At 48.1% G+C, this 14709-nt stretch carries 25 protein-coding genes; all 25 read left to right on the top strand.

The window, feature by feature from the left end; all coding sequences use genetic code 11:
* Positions 1-686 precede the first annotated feature (686 nt).
* On the top strand, positions 687-1058 hold the full coding sequence (rpsL, locus tag GQS64_RS08345; protein ID WP_002964366.1) for a 30S ribosomal protein S12: 372 nt from the start codon (positions 687-689) through the stop codon (positions 1056-1058).
* 18 nt (positions 1059-1076) lie between these two features.
* Positions 1077-1547 (top strand): 30S ribosomal protein S7, encoded by a 471-nt coding sequence (gene rpsG, locus GQS64_RS08340; protein ID WP_075868529.1) that lies wholly within the window; start codon positions 1077-1079, stop codon positions 1545-1547.
* Positions 1548-1577: 30 nt separating this feature from the next.
* Positions 1578-3662 carry an elongation factor G gene (gene fusA / locus GQS64_RS08335; protein ID WP_077992537.1) on the top strand — a complete coding sequence of 695 codons (2085 nt, stop codon included), beginning with the start codon at positions 1578-1580 and terminating at the stop codon, positions 3660-3662.
* Between the two features lie 64 nt (positions 3663-3726).
* Positions 3727-4902: an elongation factor Tu gene (gene tuf, locus GQS64_RS08330; RefSeq protein ID WP_077991855.1), complete on the top strand. Its 1176-nt coding sequence runs from the start codon at positions 3727-3729 to the stop codon at positions 4900-4902.
* A gap of 66 nt (positions 4903-4968) precedes the next feature.
* A complete protein-coding gene (rpsJ, locus tag GQS64_RS08325; protein WP_075870855.1) occupies positions 4969-5277 on the top strand; it encodes a 30S ribosomal protein S10 in 309 nt (102 codons plus the stop codon).
* Positions 5278-5304: 27 nt separating this feature from the next.
* The gene (gene rplC / locus GQS64_RS08320; RefSeq protein WP_077992535.1) at positions 5305-6042 is read left to right on the top strand and encodes a 50S ribosomal protein L3; all 738 of its coding nucleotides are present in this window, start codon (positions 5305-5307) and stop codon (positions 6040-6042) included.
* Between the two features lie 2 nt (positions 6043-6044).
* On the top strand, positions 6045-6665 hold the full coding sequence (gene rplD / locus GQS64_RS08315; protein ID WP_077992534.1) for a 50S ribosomal protein L4: 621 nt from the start codon (positions 6045-6047) through the stop codon (positions 6663-6665).
* A complete protein-coding gene (locus GQS64_RS08310; RefSeq protein WP_077992532.1) occupies positions 6662-6955 on the top strand; it encodes a 50S ribosomal protein L23 in 294 nt (97 codons plus the stop codon). Before rplD ends, GQS64_RS08310 begins: the two co-directional genes overlap by 4 nt.
* A 20-nt stretch (positions 6956-6975) precedes the next feature.
* Positions 6976-7809: a 50S ribosomal protein L2 gene (gene rplB / locus GQS64_RS08305; protein WP_077992531.1), complete on the top strand. Its 834-nt coding sequence runs from the start codon at positions 6976-6978 to the stop codon at positions 7807-7809.
* A 15-nt stretch (positions 7810-7824) separates the two neighbouring features.
* A complete protein-coding gene (gene rpsS / locus GQS64_RS08300) occupies positions 7825-8103 on the top strand; it encodes a 30S ribosomal protein S19 (protein WP_075870482.1) in 279 nt (92 codons plus the stop codon).
* Between the two features lie 2 nt (positions 8104-8105).
* Positions 8106-8495: a 50S ribosomal protein L22 gene (rplV, locus tag GQS64_RS08295; RefSeq protein WP_075870483.1), complete on the top strand. Its 390-nt coding sequence runs from the start codon at positions 8106-8108 to the stop codon at positions 8493-8495.
* Entirely contained in the window at positions 8495-9205 is a 711-nt protein-coding gene (gene rpsC, locus GQS64_RS08290) for a 30S ribosomal protein S3 (protein ID WP_077992529.1), read from the top strand. The genes rplV and rpsC overlap by 1 nt, the downstream gene beginning before the upstream one ends.
* A gap of 38 nt (positions 9206-9243) precedes the next feature.
* Positions 9244-9657, top strand: a complete 414-nt coding sequence (gene rplP / locus GQS64_RS08285; RefSeq protein ID WP_077992527.1) for a 50S ribosomal protein L16 — start codon at positions 9244-9246, stop codon at positions 9655-9657.
* A gap of 12 nt (positions 9658-9669) precedes the next feature.
* Positions 9670-9870, top strand: a complete 201-nt coding sequence (gene rpmC / locus GQS64_RS08280; protein WP_077992526.1) for a 50S ribosomal protein L29 — start codon at positions 9670-9672, stop codon at positions 9868-9870.
* Between the two features lie 12 nt (positions 9871-9882).
* On the top strand, positions 9883-10122 hold the full coding sequence (rpsQ, locus tag GQS64_RS08275; protein ID WP_077992524.1) for a 30S ribosomal protein S17: 240 nt from the start codon (positions 9883-9885) through the stop codon (positions 10120-10122).
* A 146-nt stretch (positions 10123-10268) separates the two neighbouring features.
* Entirely contained in the window at positions 10269-10637 is a 369-nt protein-coding gene (rplN, locus tag GQS64_RS08270; RefSeq protein ID WP_008039971.1) for a 50S ribosomal protein L14, read from the top strand.
* A 12-nt stretch (positions 10638-10649) separates the two neighbouring features.
* Entirely contained in the window at positions 10650-10964 is a 315-nt protein-coding gene (gene rplX, locus GQS64_RS08265) for a 50S ribosomal protein L24 (protein ID WP_077992523.1), read from the top strand.
* Positions 10957-11514 (top strand): 50S ribosomal protein L5, encoded by a 558-nt coding sequence (gene rplE / locus GQS64_RS08260; RefSeq protein WP_077992521.1) that lies wholly within the window; start codon positions 10957-10959, stop codon positions 11512-11514. Before rplX ends, rplE begins: the two co-directional genes overlap by 8 nt.
* 24 nt (positions 11515-11538) lie before the next feature.
* Positions 11539-11844, top strand: coding sequence for a 30S ribosomal protein S14 (gene rpsN, locus GQS64_RS08255; protein ID WP_077992517.1), 306 nt, complete (start codon positions 11539-11541; stop codon positions 11842-11844).
* Positions 11845-11858: 14 nt separating this feature from the next.
* On the top strand, positions 11859-12257 hold the full coding sequence (rpsH, locus tag GQS64_RS08250) for a 30S ribosomal protein S8 (protein ID WP_077992515.1): 399 nt from the start codon (positions 11859-11861) through the stop codon (positions 12255-12257).
* 37 nt (positions 12258-12294) lie between these two features.
* On the top strand, positions 12295-12828 hold the full coding sequence (rplF, locus tag GQS64_RS08245) for a 50S ribosomal protein L6 (RefSeq protein WP_077992513.1): 534 nt from the start codon (positions 12295-12297) through the stop codon (positions 12826-12828).
* Positions 12829-12840: 12 nt separating this feature from the next.
* On the top strand, positions 12841-13203 hold the full coding sequence (gene rplR, locus GQS64_RS08240) for a 50S ribosomal protein L18 (protein WP_077992511.1): 363 nt from the start codon (positions 12841-12843) through the stop codon (positions 13201-13203).
* A gap of 101 nt (positions 13204-13304) precedes the next feature.
* Positions 13305-13865, top strand: coding sequence for a 30S ribosomal protein S5 (gene rpsE / locus GQS64_RS08235; protein WP_077992509.1), 561 nt, complete (start codon positions 13305-13307; stop codon positions 13863-13865).
* Between the two features lie 33 nt (positions 13866-13898).
* A complete protein-coding gene (gene rpmD / locus GQS64_RS08230) occupies positions 13899-14105 on the top strand; it encodes a 50S ribosomal protein L30 (protein WP_077992507.1) in 207 nt (68 codons plus the stop codon).
* 20 nt (positions 14106-14125) lie between these two features.
* Positions 14126-14593, top strand: a complete 468-nt coding sequence (gene rplO / locus GQS64_RS08225; RefSeq protein ID WP_198231239.1) for a 50S ribosomal protein L15 — start codon at positions 14126-14128, stop codon at positions 14591-14593.
* Positions 14594-14709: the final 116 nt, after the last annotated feature.

Here is a 14709-nt window from a genome sequence, read left to right as displayed (position 1 = left end):
AGCCGACATCAGGAAAAGCTCTTATAAAGCTCTTATTTTGTATTGAAAGCTTTTTGATTGGTTCTTACGGTTCGGAATTTTTAAACTATATAAAAGAGCCGAACGGGGGCAAAAGCACCGCATCAATTCAAGGGAACGTTTTTTTAATGATTCCGTTCAGACTCATGCTTCGATTCTCTTGATAGAGGAAATCGGGCGCACATGCGCAGTGCGTCAAAATTCGGAATATTCATAAATTACCGGATTTATCGGAATTTTTGCGGCGTGTGATTTCTCCTGAAATGGTCTCAATCGACAATCTTCCTGTTATAAACTGTCGATTGGTCGTCCAAACGCCGTAAAAATCGCGATTTCATTGTTTTTCTCGGCTATAGGACTTGACGCAACACTTGTTTATCGTTAATAAACCGCCATCGGAGCCGATGTGAGGTTAGCTACATTTTCAAAACGACACGTTTTGGAGTTCGCCTCAAACAGGGTTCGTTTTACGGTTTTGAAACGCAAATGCCGGATGCATGAGGCTTTTACGGTCTCCTCTGCTTATAGTCGGGTGATCTGCACGATAGCGGTGAAGCCCGGTTTTTTGTGCATGCGTTTACTGTTGTCGCCAGTTTTTGCTGGCAACTGAATAAAGTGAAGCGGCCCAGATTGGGCGAGACAAAAGAGATTGAAAAGAGGAAGGTTGAATGCCTACCGTAAACCAGTTGATCCGCAAGCCGCGTACAGCGCCGGTCAAGCGTAATAAGGTTCCTGCATTGCAGGCAAACCCGCAAAAGCGTGGCGTGTGCACACGCGTTTATACAACGACACCAAAGAAACCGAATTCGGCTCTCCGTAAGGTTGCCAAGGTTCGTTTGACCAATGGTTTTGAAGTTATTGGTTATATTCCCGGTGAAGGTCACAACCTTCAGGAACACTCCGTTGTCATGATTCGTGGCGGACGTGTTAAGGATTTGCCTGGTGTTCGTTATCACATCATTCGTGGTGTGCTCGATACGCAAGGTGTCAAGAATCGTAAGCAGCGCCGTTCCAAATACGGTGCCAAGCGTCCTAAATAAGTTTGAGAGACGAAGCCAATGTCCCGTCGCCATAGAGCAGAAAAACGTGAGATTAATCCAGATCCGAAGTTCGGTGATCTTGTGATTACAAAATTTATGAATGCCATCATGTTTGATGGTAAGAAGTCGGTTGCAGAGCGCATTGTTTATGGTGCGCTTGATGCAGTTGGTGATAAAGCAAAAACGGAGCCGGTTGCTCTGTTTCACCAGGCATTAGAGAATGTTGCTCCTCATGTTGAAGTCCGTTCTCGTCGTGTTGGTGGTGCAACTTATCAGGTTCCTGTTGATGTACGTCCCGATCGCCGTCAGGCATTGGCCATTCGTTGGCTTATTGCAGCGGCACGTAACCGTAACGAGACAACCATGGTTGATCGTTTGTCGGGCGAATTGATGGATGCAGCGAATAATCGTGGTTCGGCTGTCAAGAAACGCGAAGATACACACCGTATGGCTGAAGCCAACCGCGCATTCTCGCATTATCGTTGGTAAGTGAACTCTTTTTAATCGAAAGCAAAAAATATGGCTCGCGAGTATAAAATCGAAGATTATCGTAATTTTGGTATTATGGCTCATATTGACGCCGGTAAGACCACAATGACCGAGCGTATTCTTTACTATACCGGTAAGAATCATAAAATCGGCGAAACGCACGACGGCGCTTCAACAATGGACTGGATGGAGCAGGAGCAGGAACGCGGTATTACCATTACTTCCGCTGCCACGACAACGTTCTGGAAGGGGCGTAATGGTGAAAAATGCCGGTTCAATATTATCGACACTCCCGGACACGTTGATTTCACAATTGAAGTCGAGCGTTCATTGCGTGTGCTTGATGGTGCGATAGCTCTTCTTGATGCGAATGCCGGTGTTGAGCCGCAGACTGAAACTGTCTGGCGTCAGGCTGAAAAATACCATGTACCGCGTATGGTTTTTGTCAATAAAATGGACAAGATCGGTGCGGATTTCTATCGCAGTGTTGAAATGGTCGGCTCGCGTCTTGGCGCGAATGCACTGGTTCTCCAGTTGCCGATTGGTGCCGAGAACGATTTCGAGGGCGTCATTGATCTTATCGATATGAAAGCCCTTACATGGGATGGTTCTATTGGTGGTCACACTGTAAGCAGTGAAATTCCGGCAGATATGAAGGCTAAAGCCGAAGAATATCGTGAAAAGCTGGTAGAAGCTGCTGTTGAAGTTGATGAGGCGGCTACCGAGGCCTATCTCGAAGGCAAAATGCCAACCAATGAAGAGCTGATTTCACTGATCCGTAAAGGTACTTGTGAAGTGCTTTTCCATCCGGTTCTTTGTGGCTCTGCCTTTAAAAATAAAGGTATCCAGCCATTGTTGGATGCTGTTGTTTCTTATCTTCCTTCGCCGGTTGATGTTCCTGCTATTCAGGGCATTGACGTTAAGACGGGTGAAGAAACAACACGTGAATCGTCGGATGCAGCACCTTTGTCAATGTTAGCATTCAAGATTATGAACGATCCGTTTGTTGGTTCGTTGACCTTCTGCCGCATCTATTCGGGTGAGCTTCACAAAGGTGTCTCTCTTGAAAACACCGTAAAGGGTAAAAAAGAGCGTATCGGCCGTATGTTGTTGATGCATTCCAATGCCCGTACCGATATTGAAGAGGCTTACGCAGGTGATATTGTTGCATTGGCCGGTTTGAAAGAAACTACCACGGGCGATACTCTTTGCGATCCGCTTCATCCGGTTATTCTGGAACGTATGGAGTTTCCGGAACCGGTTATCGAAATTGCAATCGAACCTAAGACTAAAGCCGATCAGGAAAAAATGGGCATTGCTCTTAATCGTTTGGCGGCTGAAGATCCGTCATTCCGTGTAAAATCGGACGAAGAGTCGGGGCAGACAATTATTGCCGGTATGGGTGAACTTCACCTTGACATCATTGTTGATCGTATGCGCCGCGAATTCAAGGTCGAGGCGAATGTCGGTCAGCCGCAGGTTGCTTATCGTGAAACGATTACAAAGCCTGCTGAAATTGATTATACCCATAAGAAGCAGTCCGGTGGTTCGGGCCAGTTTGCACGTGTGAAGATTCTTTTTGAACCTTATGACGGTGACGGCTTGCTGTTTGAATCGAAGATCGTCGGTGGTGCGGTTCCGAAGGAATACATCCCCGGTGTCCAGAAAGGTCTGGAAAGCGTTATGGGTTCCGGCCCACTTGCTGGCTTTCCTATGCAGGGTGTCAAAGCAACATTGCTTGATGGTGCTTATCATGATGTTGACTCCTCCGTACTGGCATTCGAGATTGCTGCTCGTGCTGCTTTCCGTGAGGGAGCCCAGAAGGCCGGCGCACAACTTCTTGAACCTATCATGAAGGTCGAGGTTGTTACACCGGAAGACTATGTTGGTGATGTTATCGGTGATTTGAACTCCCGTCGCGGTCAAATTTCCGGCACAGAGCCAAGAGGTATTGCTACTGTGGTGGATGCCATGGTTCCGCTCGCAAACATGTTTGGCTATGTCAATAGTTTGCGTTCGATGAGTCAGGGGCGTGCCCAATATACAATGCAATTCGATCACTATGAACCAGTGCCTACGGCGGTGGCTCAGGAAATTCAGAAAAAATTCGCGTAATCAGGCGGTTACGTATTAACTTTCAACTCAGCCCCGAACGGGGCAGAAAATGGAGAGAGCTCAGATGGCAAAGTCCAAATATGAACGTACGAAGCCGCATGTAAATATCGGCACGATTGGTCACGTTGACCATGGTAAAACAACGTTGACGGCAGCGATTACAAAGTATTTTGGCGAGTTCAAGGCGTATGACCAGATTGATGCTGCGCCGGAAGAACGCGCTCGTGGTATCACGATTTCTACAGCACACGTAGAATACGAGACAGAGAAGCGTCACTACGCCCATGTCGATTGCCCCGGACACGCTGACTATGTCAAGAACATGATTACCGGTGCTGCCCAGATGGACGGTGCAATTCTTGTTGTTTCTGCTGCTGATGGCCCGATGCCCCAGACACGCGAACACATTCTTCTTGCCCGTCAGGTTGGTGTTCCTGCTATTGTTGTTTTCCTGAATAAAGTCGATCAGGTAGACGATGAAGAGCTGTTGGAACTGGTTGAACTTGAAGTTCGCGAACTTCTTTCAAAATATGATTTCCCCGGCGACGAGATTCCGATTGTCAAGGGTTCGGCATTGGCTGCTCTTGAAGGCACCAACAAGGAAATCGGTGAAGATGCTGTTCGTCTTTTGATGCACGAAGTTGATGAATATATCCCGACTCCGAAGCGTCCGATCGACCAGCCTTTCCTGATGCCGATTGAAGACGTGTTCTCGATTTCCGGTCGTGGTACAGTTGTGACCGGCCGTGTTGAACGCGGTATTGTCAAGGTTGGTGACGAAGTTGAAATCGTAGGTATCCGCCCGACGACAAAGACCACAGTGACCGGCGTTGAAATGTTCCGCAAGCTTCTTGATGAAGGTGAAGCAGGCGACAATATCGGTGCTCTTCTTCGTGGTATTGAACGTGAAGGTGTTGAACGTGGACAGGTATTGGCAAAGCCCGGTACTGTTACACCGCACACCAAGTTCAAGGCAGAAGCCTATATTTTGACAAAGGATGAAGGTGGTCGTCACACACCATTTTTCACCAATTATCGTCCTCAGTTCTATTTCCGTACAACAGACGTTACCGGTATTGTAACATTGCCGGAAGGTACAGAAATGGTTATGCCGGGTGATAACGTTACGATGGATGTTACACTGATTGTTCCGGTTGCTATGGAAGAGAAGCTCCGCTTCGCTATCCGTGAAGGTGGCCACACAGTTGGTGCCGGTATCGTTTCCAAAATCATTGAATAATTGAATTTTAATTGTTAAGGAGCGTCTTTGTGAAAAGACGTTCCGATTGACAGGGATAAAAAGAGTATGAACGGTCAGAACATCCGCATTCGCTTAAAAGCGTTTGATCACCGGATTCTTGACGCATCGACACGTGAGATTGTGTCGACCGCCAAGCGTACTGGCGCCAATATCCGTGGACCGATTCCGCTTCCGACGCGAATCGAGAAGTTCACGGTTAATCGTGGGCCGCACATCGATAAGAAGAGCCGTGAGCAGTTTGAGATGCGCACACACAAGCGTCTTCTTGATATTGTTGATCCGACGCCGCAGACAGTGGACGCGCTTATGAAGCTCGACCTTTCTGCTGGTGTTGATGTCGAGATCAAGCTTTAAGGCTTGGGGACGGAAGGAACGAACCCGATGCGTTCAGGTGTAATAGCACAAAAGCTGGGCATGACCCGCGTCTATAATGATGCCGGTGAACATGTGCCTGTTACAGTTCTTCGTTTGGAGAATTGTCAGGTAGTTGCACAGCGTACAGTTGAGAAGAATGGCTATACTGCTGTTCAGTTAGGCGTAGGGCTTGCCAAGGTAAAGAATACCTCTCAAGCATTACGTGGTCATTTTGCAAAAGCTTCGGTAGAGCCGAAAGCAAAAATTGCGGAATTTCGTGTAAGCCCCGATAATCTTTTGGAAGTTGGGGCTGAAATTACTGCGGAACATTTTGTTCCCGGTCAATTGGTTGACGTGACTGGTACGTCGATCGGTAAAGGTTTCGCCGGTGTTATGAAACGTCATAACTTTGGTGGACATCGTGCTTCGCACGGTAACTCCATTACACACCGTGCCCATGGTTCGACAGGCCAACGCCAGGATCCGGGCAAAGTGTTTAAGGGTAAGAAAATGGCTGGCCATATGGGGCAGACCAGAATAACGACTTTGAATATTGAAGTTGTGTCAACAGATGCCGATCGCGGGTTGATTCTGGTTCGTGGTGCTGTTCCGGGGTCAAAGGGTGCTTGGATTTTGGTGCGGGATGCTGTCAAGAAGAGCGTTCCTGAAAATGCGCCGAAGCCTGCCGCCTTGCGTCAGTCAAAGAATGCAAAAACAGATGCTGCTGCCCCGAAGGCGGAAGCTACAGTCGCTGAGGGAGCCTGATAATGGATCTCATCGTAACAACTCTTGACGGTAAGGATGCTGGCAAGTTGAAGGTTTCGGAAGAAGTCTTCGGTTTGGATCCTCGTGAAGATATTCTACAACGTGTTGTCCGTTGGCAGCTCGCCCGTCGTCAGCAAGGTACGCATCAAAGCCAGACACGTGCCGATGTATCGCGGACCGGTGCAAAGATGTATAAGCAGAAGGGTACTGGTCGTGCCCGTCACTCATCTGCACGTGTTCCGCAATTCCGTGGTGGTGGTAAGGCTCATGGGCCGGTTGTTCGCAGCCACGCTCACGAGTTGCCGAAGAAAGTCCGTGCTTTGGGCTTGCGTCATGCGCTGTCTGCAAAAGTGAAATCGCAAGATCTGATTATTGTTGACGAATTGAACGTCAAGGAAGCCAAAACCAAGGTATTGGCGAAGGATTTTGCCAAACTCGGTTTTTCGGATGCATTGCTCATCGGTGGTAAGGAAATTGATTTGAAGTTTTCCCGTGCCGCATCGAACATTCCAAATGTTGATGTTTTGCCGGTTCAGGGGATCAACGTTTATGACATTCTGCGTCGTGGCAAACTGGTTTTGTCCAAAGCAGCCGTCGAAGCCCTTGAGGAGCGGTTCAAATGACAGATCTTCGCCACTATGATGTCGTCGTAAGCCCGGTTATTACCGAAAAATCGACGATGCTATCGGAAAATAATCAAGTCGTGTTCAAGGTTGCACCGAAGGCGACAAAATCAGAAATCAAAGCGGCTGTTGAAGCTTTGTTCGGTGTCAAAGTTACAGCAGTGAATACAACAACCCGCAAGGGTAAGGTGAAACGTTTTAAAGGCGTTGTCGGTCGACAGAGTGATGTCAAAAAAGCGATCGTGACGCTGGCTGAAGGTCAGTCAATCGACGTTTCGACTGGTCTTTAAGAGGCTCGGAGTTAGGAATAATGGCACTCAAGCACTTTAATCCGACCACGCCAGGGCAGCGTCAGCTTGTCATTGTAGATCGTTCAGGTCTTTACAAAGGCAAGCCTGTGAAAGCGCTGACCGAAGGTCTGTCGTCGAAAGGCGGTCGTAATAATCACGGTCGCGTAACTGCCCGTTATCAGGGTGGTGGTCATAAGAGAACTTATCGCTTTGTGGACTTCAAGCGTTTGAAACGCGACATGCCTGCGAAAGTGGAACGTTTGGAATATGATCCGAACCGCACAGCGTTTATTGCGCTTATTCGTTATGAAGACGGTCATCTGAGCTACATTCTCGCTCCGCAACGTCTGGGCGTCGGCGACACAGTTGTTGCCGGTTTGAATGTTGACGTTAAGCCCGGTAACTCGATGCCTCTTGGCAATATGCCTGTTGGAACGATTATCCACAATGTCGAGATGAAGCCTGGTAAAGGTGGGCAGATTGCCCGTTCAGCCGGTACTTACGCCCAGCTCGTCGGTCGCGATCAGGGAATGGCTATTCTGCGTCTCAATTCGGGTGAACAGCGTCTGGTTGCCAGTGGTTGTTACGCAACGGTTGGTGCAGTTTCTAACTCGGATCATGGTAATATCAATGATGGTAAAGCGGGTCGTGCCCGTTGGCGCGGTAAACGTCCGCACGTTCGTGGTGTTGCGATGAACCCGGTAGATCACCCGCATGGTGGTGGTGAAGGCCGTACTTCTGGTGGTCGTCATCCGGTATCGCCTTGGGGCAAGCCTACAAAGGGTAAGCGTACACGCTCGAACAAAGCGACTGATAAATTCATTATGCGCTCACGTCATCAACGCAAGAAGTAAGAGAGGTAGTCTGAAGTGGCTCGTTCAGTATGGAAAGGACCGTTTGTTGACGGCTATCTTCTCAAGAAAGCTGAGAAGGTACGTGCCGGCGGTCGTAACGAGGTTATAAAAATGTGGAGCCGCCGCTCCACGATTTTGCCGCAATTTGTCGGCCTGACCTTTGGTGTTTACAACGGAAACAAGCATGTTCCTGTTTCTGTTTCGGAAGAAATGGTCGGACATAAGTTCGGTGAGTTCGCTCCCACCCGCAGCTATTATGGTCACGGTGCGGACAAGAAAGCGAAGAGGAAGTAATAATGGGCAAAGCTAAGGCTCCGCGCCAGCTTAAAGATAATGAAGCAAAGGCAGTCGCTCGCACAATTCGTGTAAGCCCGCAGAAGCTCAATCTTGTAGCAGCAATGATTCGCGGTAAAAAGGTTAATACAGCTCTTGCAGATTTGACGTTTTCTCGTAAGCGCATTGCCGATACGGTGAAAAAGACGTTGGAATCTGCGATTGCGAACGCAGAAAACAATCACGATCTGGATGTCGATTCGCTTATCGTAGCGGAAGCTTCTGTCGGTAAATCAATTGTTATGAAGCGGTTTCATGTGCGTGGCCGTGGTCGCGCAAGCAGAATTTTGCGTCCGTTCTCTCATCTTACAATTGTTGTTCGTGAAGTGTCCGATAAAGAGGAGGCCGCATAATGGGTCAGAAGATCAATCCAATCGGGCTTCGTCTCGGTATCAACCGCACATGGGATTCTCGCTGGTATGCTGATACAGGCGAATATGGTCGGCTGTTGCATGAGGATTTGAAAATCCGCAAATATGTTATGGACGAATTGAAACAGGCTGCGATTTCGGAAGTTGTTATCGAACGTCCGCACAAGAAATGCCGTGTGACCATTCATTCGGCTCGTCCTGGTCTTATCATTGGTAAGAAGGGTGCCGACATCGAGAAGTTGCGTCGCAAATTGTCTGAAATGACACATGCCGATACGGCTTTGAACATTGTCGAAGTCCGTAAGCCGGAAATTGATGCCGAATTGATTGCCCAGTCGATTGCACAACAATTGGAACGCCGTGTGGCTTTCCGTCGTGCTATGAAGCGTGCTGTCCAGTCAGCTATGCGTCTTGGTGCCGAAGGTATCCGTATCAATTGTGGTGGTCGTTTGGGCGGTGCTGAAATTGCCCGTATGGAATGGTATCGTGAAGGACGTGTTCCGCTTCATACCTTGCGTGCGGATATTGATTACGGTACAGCCGAAGCCAATACTGCCTATGGTATTTGCGGTGTGAAAGTCTGGGTATTCAAGGGTGAAATTCTTGAGCATGACCCGATGGCTTCCGAACGCCGTGCTATGGAAGGCGATAATCAAGGTTCAAACACGAACCGCCGTCGTGAAAACGCCTGATTTTTAGACGGGCAAAACAGGATTTGGAGTAGAGAACAATGTTGCAGCCAAAGCGCACAAAGTTCCGTAAGCAGTTTAAAGGCCGTATTCATGGCGTTTCTAAAGGCGGTACGGAACTTAATTTTGGTGCTTACGGCCTTAAGGCCATGGAGCCCGAACGTGTTACTGCACGTCAGATCGAGGCGGCTCGTCGTGCTATCACACGTCAGATGAAGCGTGCCGGTCGTGTGTGGATTCGCGTTTTTCCGGATGTTCCGGTATCATCGAAGCCTACCGAAGTCCGTATGGGTAAAGGTAAAGGCGCAGTAGAATATTGGGCAACACGTGTTGCACCAGGACGTATCATGTTTGAGCTTGACGGCGTACCTGAAGATGTGGCACGGGAAGCGTTACGATTGGGTGCATCAAAGCTTCCGATTAAAACACGTTTTGTCCAGCGTATAGCTGAATAAAGGGACTAAGCGATGAAAGCCGCAGAAGTACGGGCTCAGACGCTCGATCAGATGAATGATGAGTTGGCCAAGCTGAAGAAAGAGCAGTTCAATCTGCGTTTCCAGAAAGCAACCGGTCAGTTGGAAAAAACAGCGCGCGTTAAACAGGTTCGCCGTGATATCGCACGCATAAAAACAATCGCCCGCCAGAAGGCGGCCGAAAGCAAGGCTTAAGGAAGTTAAGACATGCCTAAACGCATTCTGCAAGGCGTTGTCGTCAGCGATAAGAACGACAAGACTGTTGTAGTCAAAGTAGAGCGGCGCTATTCGCACCCGCTGTTACAGAAGACTGTCAGCCAGTCGAAGAAGTACAAAGCGCATGACGAAAACAACGAGTTCAAAGTTGGTGACGAGGTTTTTATTCAGGAATCCAAGCCAATTTCCAAAGATAAACGCTGGGTCGTTGTAAAAGACGGCGCTGCTTAATCAATCGGATTTTTTTACAGACAGAAGGTTGGGTATTTTTGTGCCCAACATTTTGTTTTGAAAAAGTCTTAATCATAATTTGACAGGCAAGTCCGAATGTGTCAAATGCACTGCCGGACGTAAACATTAAGAGAAGGCGGCCAGTCATGATTCAGATGCAAACAAACCTCGACGTCGCGGATAATTCCGGCGCCCGTCGTGTCATGTGCATCAAGGTGCTGGGCGGCTCGAAACGGAAATATGCTTCTGTCGGCGACATTATTGTTGTCTCGGTCAAAGAAGCTATCCCTCGTGGCCGCGTAAAAAAAGGTGATGTGATGAAAGCCGTGGTAGTACGTACTGCCAAGGATATTCGTCGCGCAGATGGTAGTGTTATTCGTTTTGATAAAAACGCTGCTGTTTTGGTTGATAATAAGAAAGAGCCGATCGGTACTCGTATCTTCGGACCGGTTCCCCGTGAACTTCGCGGTAAGAATCACATGAAGATTATTTCGCTCGCGCCAGAAGTTTTATAGGGAGCCGTTGCGATGAATAAAATTCGTAAAGGCGATAAAGTCGTCATCCTTTCCGGTAAGGATAAAGGGCGTAACGGTGAAGTAATCAAGGTTAACCCTGAAGAAAATACTGCCATTGTTCGCGGTATCAATATGGTCAAGCGCCACCAGCGTCAGACCCAAACTCAGGAAGCCGGTATTATTTCCAAAGAAGCTCCACTTCATATTTCAAAATTGGCTATTGCTGATCCTAAGGACGGAAAGCCTACACGTGTCGGCTTTCGTATCGAAGAAGGCGGCAAGAAGGTTCGCGTTGCCAAGCGTTCGGGAGATCTGATCGATGGCTGATAAGATTCAAGCGCCGCGTTTGAAAACGCATTATGTCGAAGTTGTTCGCAAAGCCCTGCAAGAAAAGTTCAAATACGAAAACAGTATGCAGGTTCCTTGTGTCGAGAAAGTTGTTCTCAACATGGGTGTTGGCGAAGCAACTGCGGATTCCAAGAAACCTGCCAGAGCAGCCGAGGATTTGAGCCTTATTGCCGGGCAGAAAGCTATTGTTACACATGCACGTAATTCTGTTGCGACGTTTAAAGTTCGCGAAGGAATGCCTCTCGGAGCAAAAGTAACATTGCGTAGAGACCGTATGTACGAATTTCTGGATCGTCTGGTAACGATTGCTTTGCCACGCGTTCGCGATTTTCGTGGTCTTAATCCTAAAAGTTTTGACGGTCGTGGCAATTTTGCCATGGGTATCAAAGAACACATTGTGTTCCCGGAAATTAACTACGATCAGGTAGATCAGATCTGGGGTATGGATATCATCGTTTGTACGACAGCGAAAACGGATGATGAAGCACGTGAATTGTTGCGTGGTTTCAATTTTCCGTTCCGTGCGTAACGGCAAGCGTAGCGAGGTAAAATTATGGCCAAAACAAGTGCCGTTGAGAAGAACAATCATCGTCGTGCGATGGTTAAGCAATATGCCGCACGTCGTGCGCGTCTGAAAGCAATTATAATGGATCAGAAGGTTCCGCTTGAAGAGCGGTTCCGTGCATCTATTCAACTTGCAGAGTTGCCTCGTAACTCTGCAAAGGTTCGTATTCGCAACCGCTGTGAAGTAACCGGTCGTCCGCGTGGTTATTATCGCAAGCTTAAAATGTCGCGTATTGCATTGCGTGATCTTGGTTCGTTCGGTCATATTCCGGGCGTTGTCAAATCAAGCTGGTAAGAGGAGTTTTGTAAATGTCTATGTCAGATCCTCTTGGAGATATGCTTACCCGCATTCGTAATGCGCTCGGACGTAAAAAAACCAGAGTTTCGACTCCTGCGTCCCGGTTGCGTGCGCGTGTTCTCGACGTTCTTCAGACAGAAGGTTATATCCGCGGATATAGCCAGATCGATTTCGAGAACGGAAAATCGGAACTTGAAATTGAATTGAAATATTTCGATGGTGCACCGGTTATTCGGGAAATTTCCCGTGTTTCAAAGCCCGGTCGCCGCGTTTATGTTTCAGTGAAGTCTATTCCACAAGTTGCAAACGGTCTCGGCATTTCGATCCTTTCAACTCCGAAAGGTGTGATGGCCGATCATGAGGCTCGTGAGCAGAATGTTGGTGGGGAGCTTCTTTGCCGCATCTTCTAATGGATGTCGGAGAAAGCTAGAAAGATAGGTTATAACAATGTCACGTATTGGAAAAAAACCGATTCATGTCCCGGCTGGCATTACTGCTTCAGTTGACGGGCAGGCGATCAAGGTCAAGGGGCCGAAGGGCGAGTTGAGTTTTGTCGCTGATGATGAAGTTCATCTCAAATTGGAAGATAATGTGGTTCATGTCACGCCACGTGACCAAACCAAGGAAGCACGTTCTAAATGGGGTATGTCCCGTTCGATGATTGAAAATATCATTGAAGGTGTTAAGAGCGGCTTCGAGAAAAAGCTTGAAATAAACGGTGTCGGTTATCGTGCTGCGATGCAAGGCAAGAATGTTCAGCTTTCTTTGGGTTTTAGTCATGATGTCGTTTATCATGTTCCCGAAGGCATTACAGTTGCCGTGCCCAAGCCTACTGAAATTCTGGTTTCAGGTATTGATAAGCAGAAAGTAGGGCAGGTTGCTGCGGAAATTCGCGAATATCGCGGACCAGAACCTTATAAAGGTAAGGGTGTCAAATATGCGAACGAGCGTATTGTTCGCAAAGAAGGCAAGAAGAAATAAGGAACTTGGGTCATGGCTTCGCCTAAAGAAATACTTCAGCGCCGCGCACAGCGCGTTCGCCGGCAAGTTAAAGCAGTCGCTAACGGCCGCTTGAGATTGAGCGTTCATCGCTCGAATATGAATATCTATGTTCAGATCATTGATGATCTTCACAGTCGTACAGTCGCATCGGCTTCAACTTTGGATAAGGAACTTCGTTCCTCGCTTAAAGGTGGTGCCAATGTGGAAGCTGCAACAGCAGTTGGCAAGCTTATTGCCGAACGGGCAAAAGCTGCCGGTGTCAAGGACGTGGTGTTTGATCGTGGTGCCTATATTTATCACGGTCGTATCAAGGCTCTTGCCGATGCAGCCCGCGAAGGTGGTTTGAGCTTTTAAAATTGTCGGCCCGGATTTTTCGGGCTTCTCGCCCAGGAATTCCTCTTTTTGGAGGAATTCTTTTTTGATAAGTGCTTCCGGAAAAGAAAAAGGAATTAGGAATGGCACAAAAAGAACGTAACAATCGTGATGAGCGTCATGAGGAACGTGATAGCGAGTTTGTTGACAGACTCGTCCATATTAATCGCGTCGCCAAAGTCGTAAAGGGTGGTCGTCGCTTCGGCTTTGCTGCTCTTGTTGTTGTTGGTGACCAGAAGGGTCGTGTCGGTTTTGGTCACGGCAAAGCTCGCGAAGTGCCTGAAGCAATTCGTAAAGCGACAGAAGCAGCCAAGCATGAAATGATTTATGTGCCGCTGCGTTCGGGGCGTACACTTCATCATGATGTTGAAGGGCGTCATGGTGCCGGACGTGTATTGTTGAGATCGGCTGCTGCCGGTACCGGTATCATTGCCGGTGGTCCGATGCGTGCTGTTTTTGAAACACTCGGTATGCAGGATGTTGTTGCAAAATCGCTCGGTTCATCGAACCCTTACAACATGATTCGCGCGACATTCGATGCGTTGAAACGTCAGGTTCATCCGAAGGATATTGCTGCCCAGCGCGGCATTAAATATTCGACGTTGCAGGCCCGTCGTCAAAGCTTGATCGGCAATGAAGAGTAATTCGTGGAACTTGCGATATAGAGGAATTTGAAAATGGTTGGGAAAAAAACCCATAATGGCAAAAAGGTTACTGTCGAGCAAATCGGCAGCCCGATTCGTCGTCCGCAAGTTCAACGTGCCACGTTGAAGGGGCTTGGACTTAACAAAATGCATCGCCGCAGCACATTGAACGATACCCCGGCTGTGCGTGGTATGATTGCAAAAGTAGAGCATCTCGTCCGCGTTGTGGATGAAGGCTGAGGATTGTAGGAGTAAAGAACATGAAACTCAATCAACTGCGCGATCAAGAAGGCGCTACAAAGAATCGCAAAAGAGTAGGACGCGGCATCGGTTCCGGAATGGGTAAGACTGCCGGACGCGGTGTTAAAGGCCAGAAAGCACGTTCAGGTGTGGCTATTAACGGTTTTGAAGGCGGGCAAATGCCTGTTTACCGTCGCCTGCCGAAACGCGGTTTTAACAATATTTTTGCAAAAAGCTTCAATGAAGTATCGGTTGGCCGTATTCAGGCTGCTATCGACGCCGGGAAATTGGATGCTGCAAAGCCGGTAGATGGTGCAGCGTTGAAAGCTGCCGGCATTATCCGTCGCGAAAAAGATGGCATTCGGCTTCTCTCGGATGGTGAATTGAAAGCCAAAGTGACATTTGACATTGCCGGCGCTTCCAAAGCCGCGATTGAAAAAGTTAGCAAGGCCGGTGGCGTTGTTAATCTTCGTGACTCTGCCGAATAATTCATTCGCTTGAACAGTTCTGGTCTGGTGTGACGTGATAAACGTTCATTCCAGACCTTTTTTTATGAATTATTTCATGTTGCAAAAATTATTTTTATCAGGCAAAACGGCCTTGA

The sequence above is a fragment of the Bartonella sp. P0282 genome (assembly GCF_048452985.1).
GTDB lineage: Bacteria > Pseudomonadota > Alphaproteobacteria > Rhizobiales > Rhizobiaceae > Bartonella > Bartonella choladocola.
The sequence above is the reverse complement of the archived record's forward strand: the minus strand, read 5'-3'. Positions and strand labels throughout refer to the sequence as shown.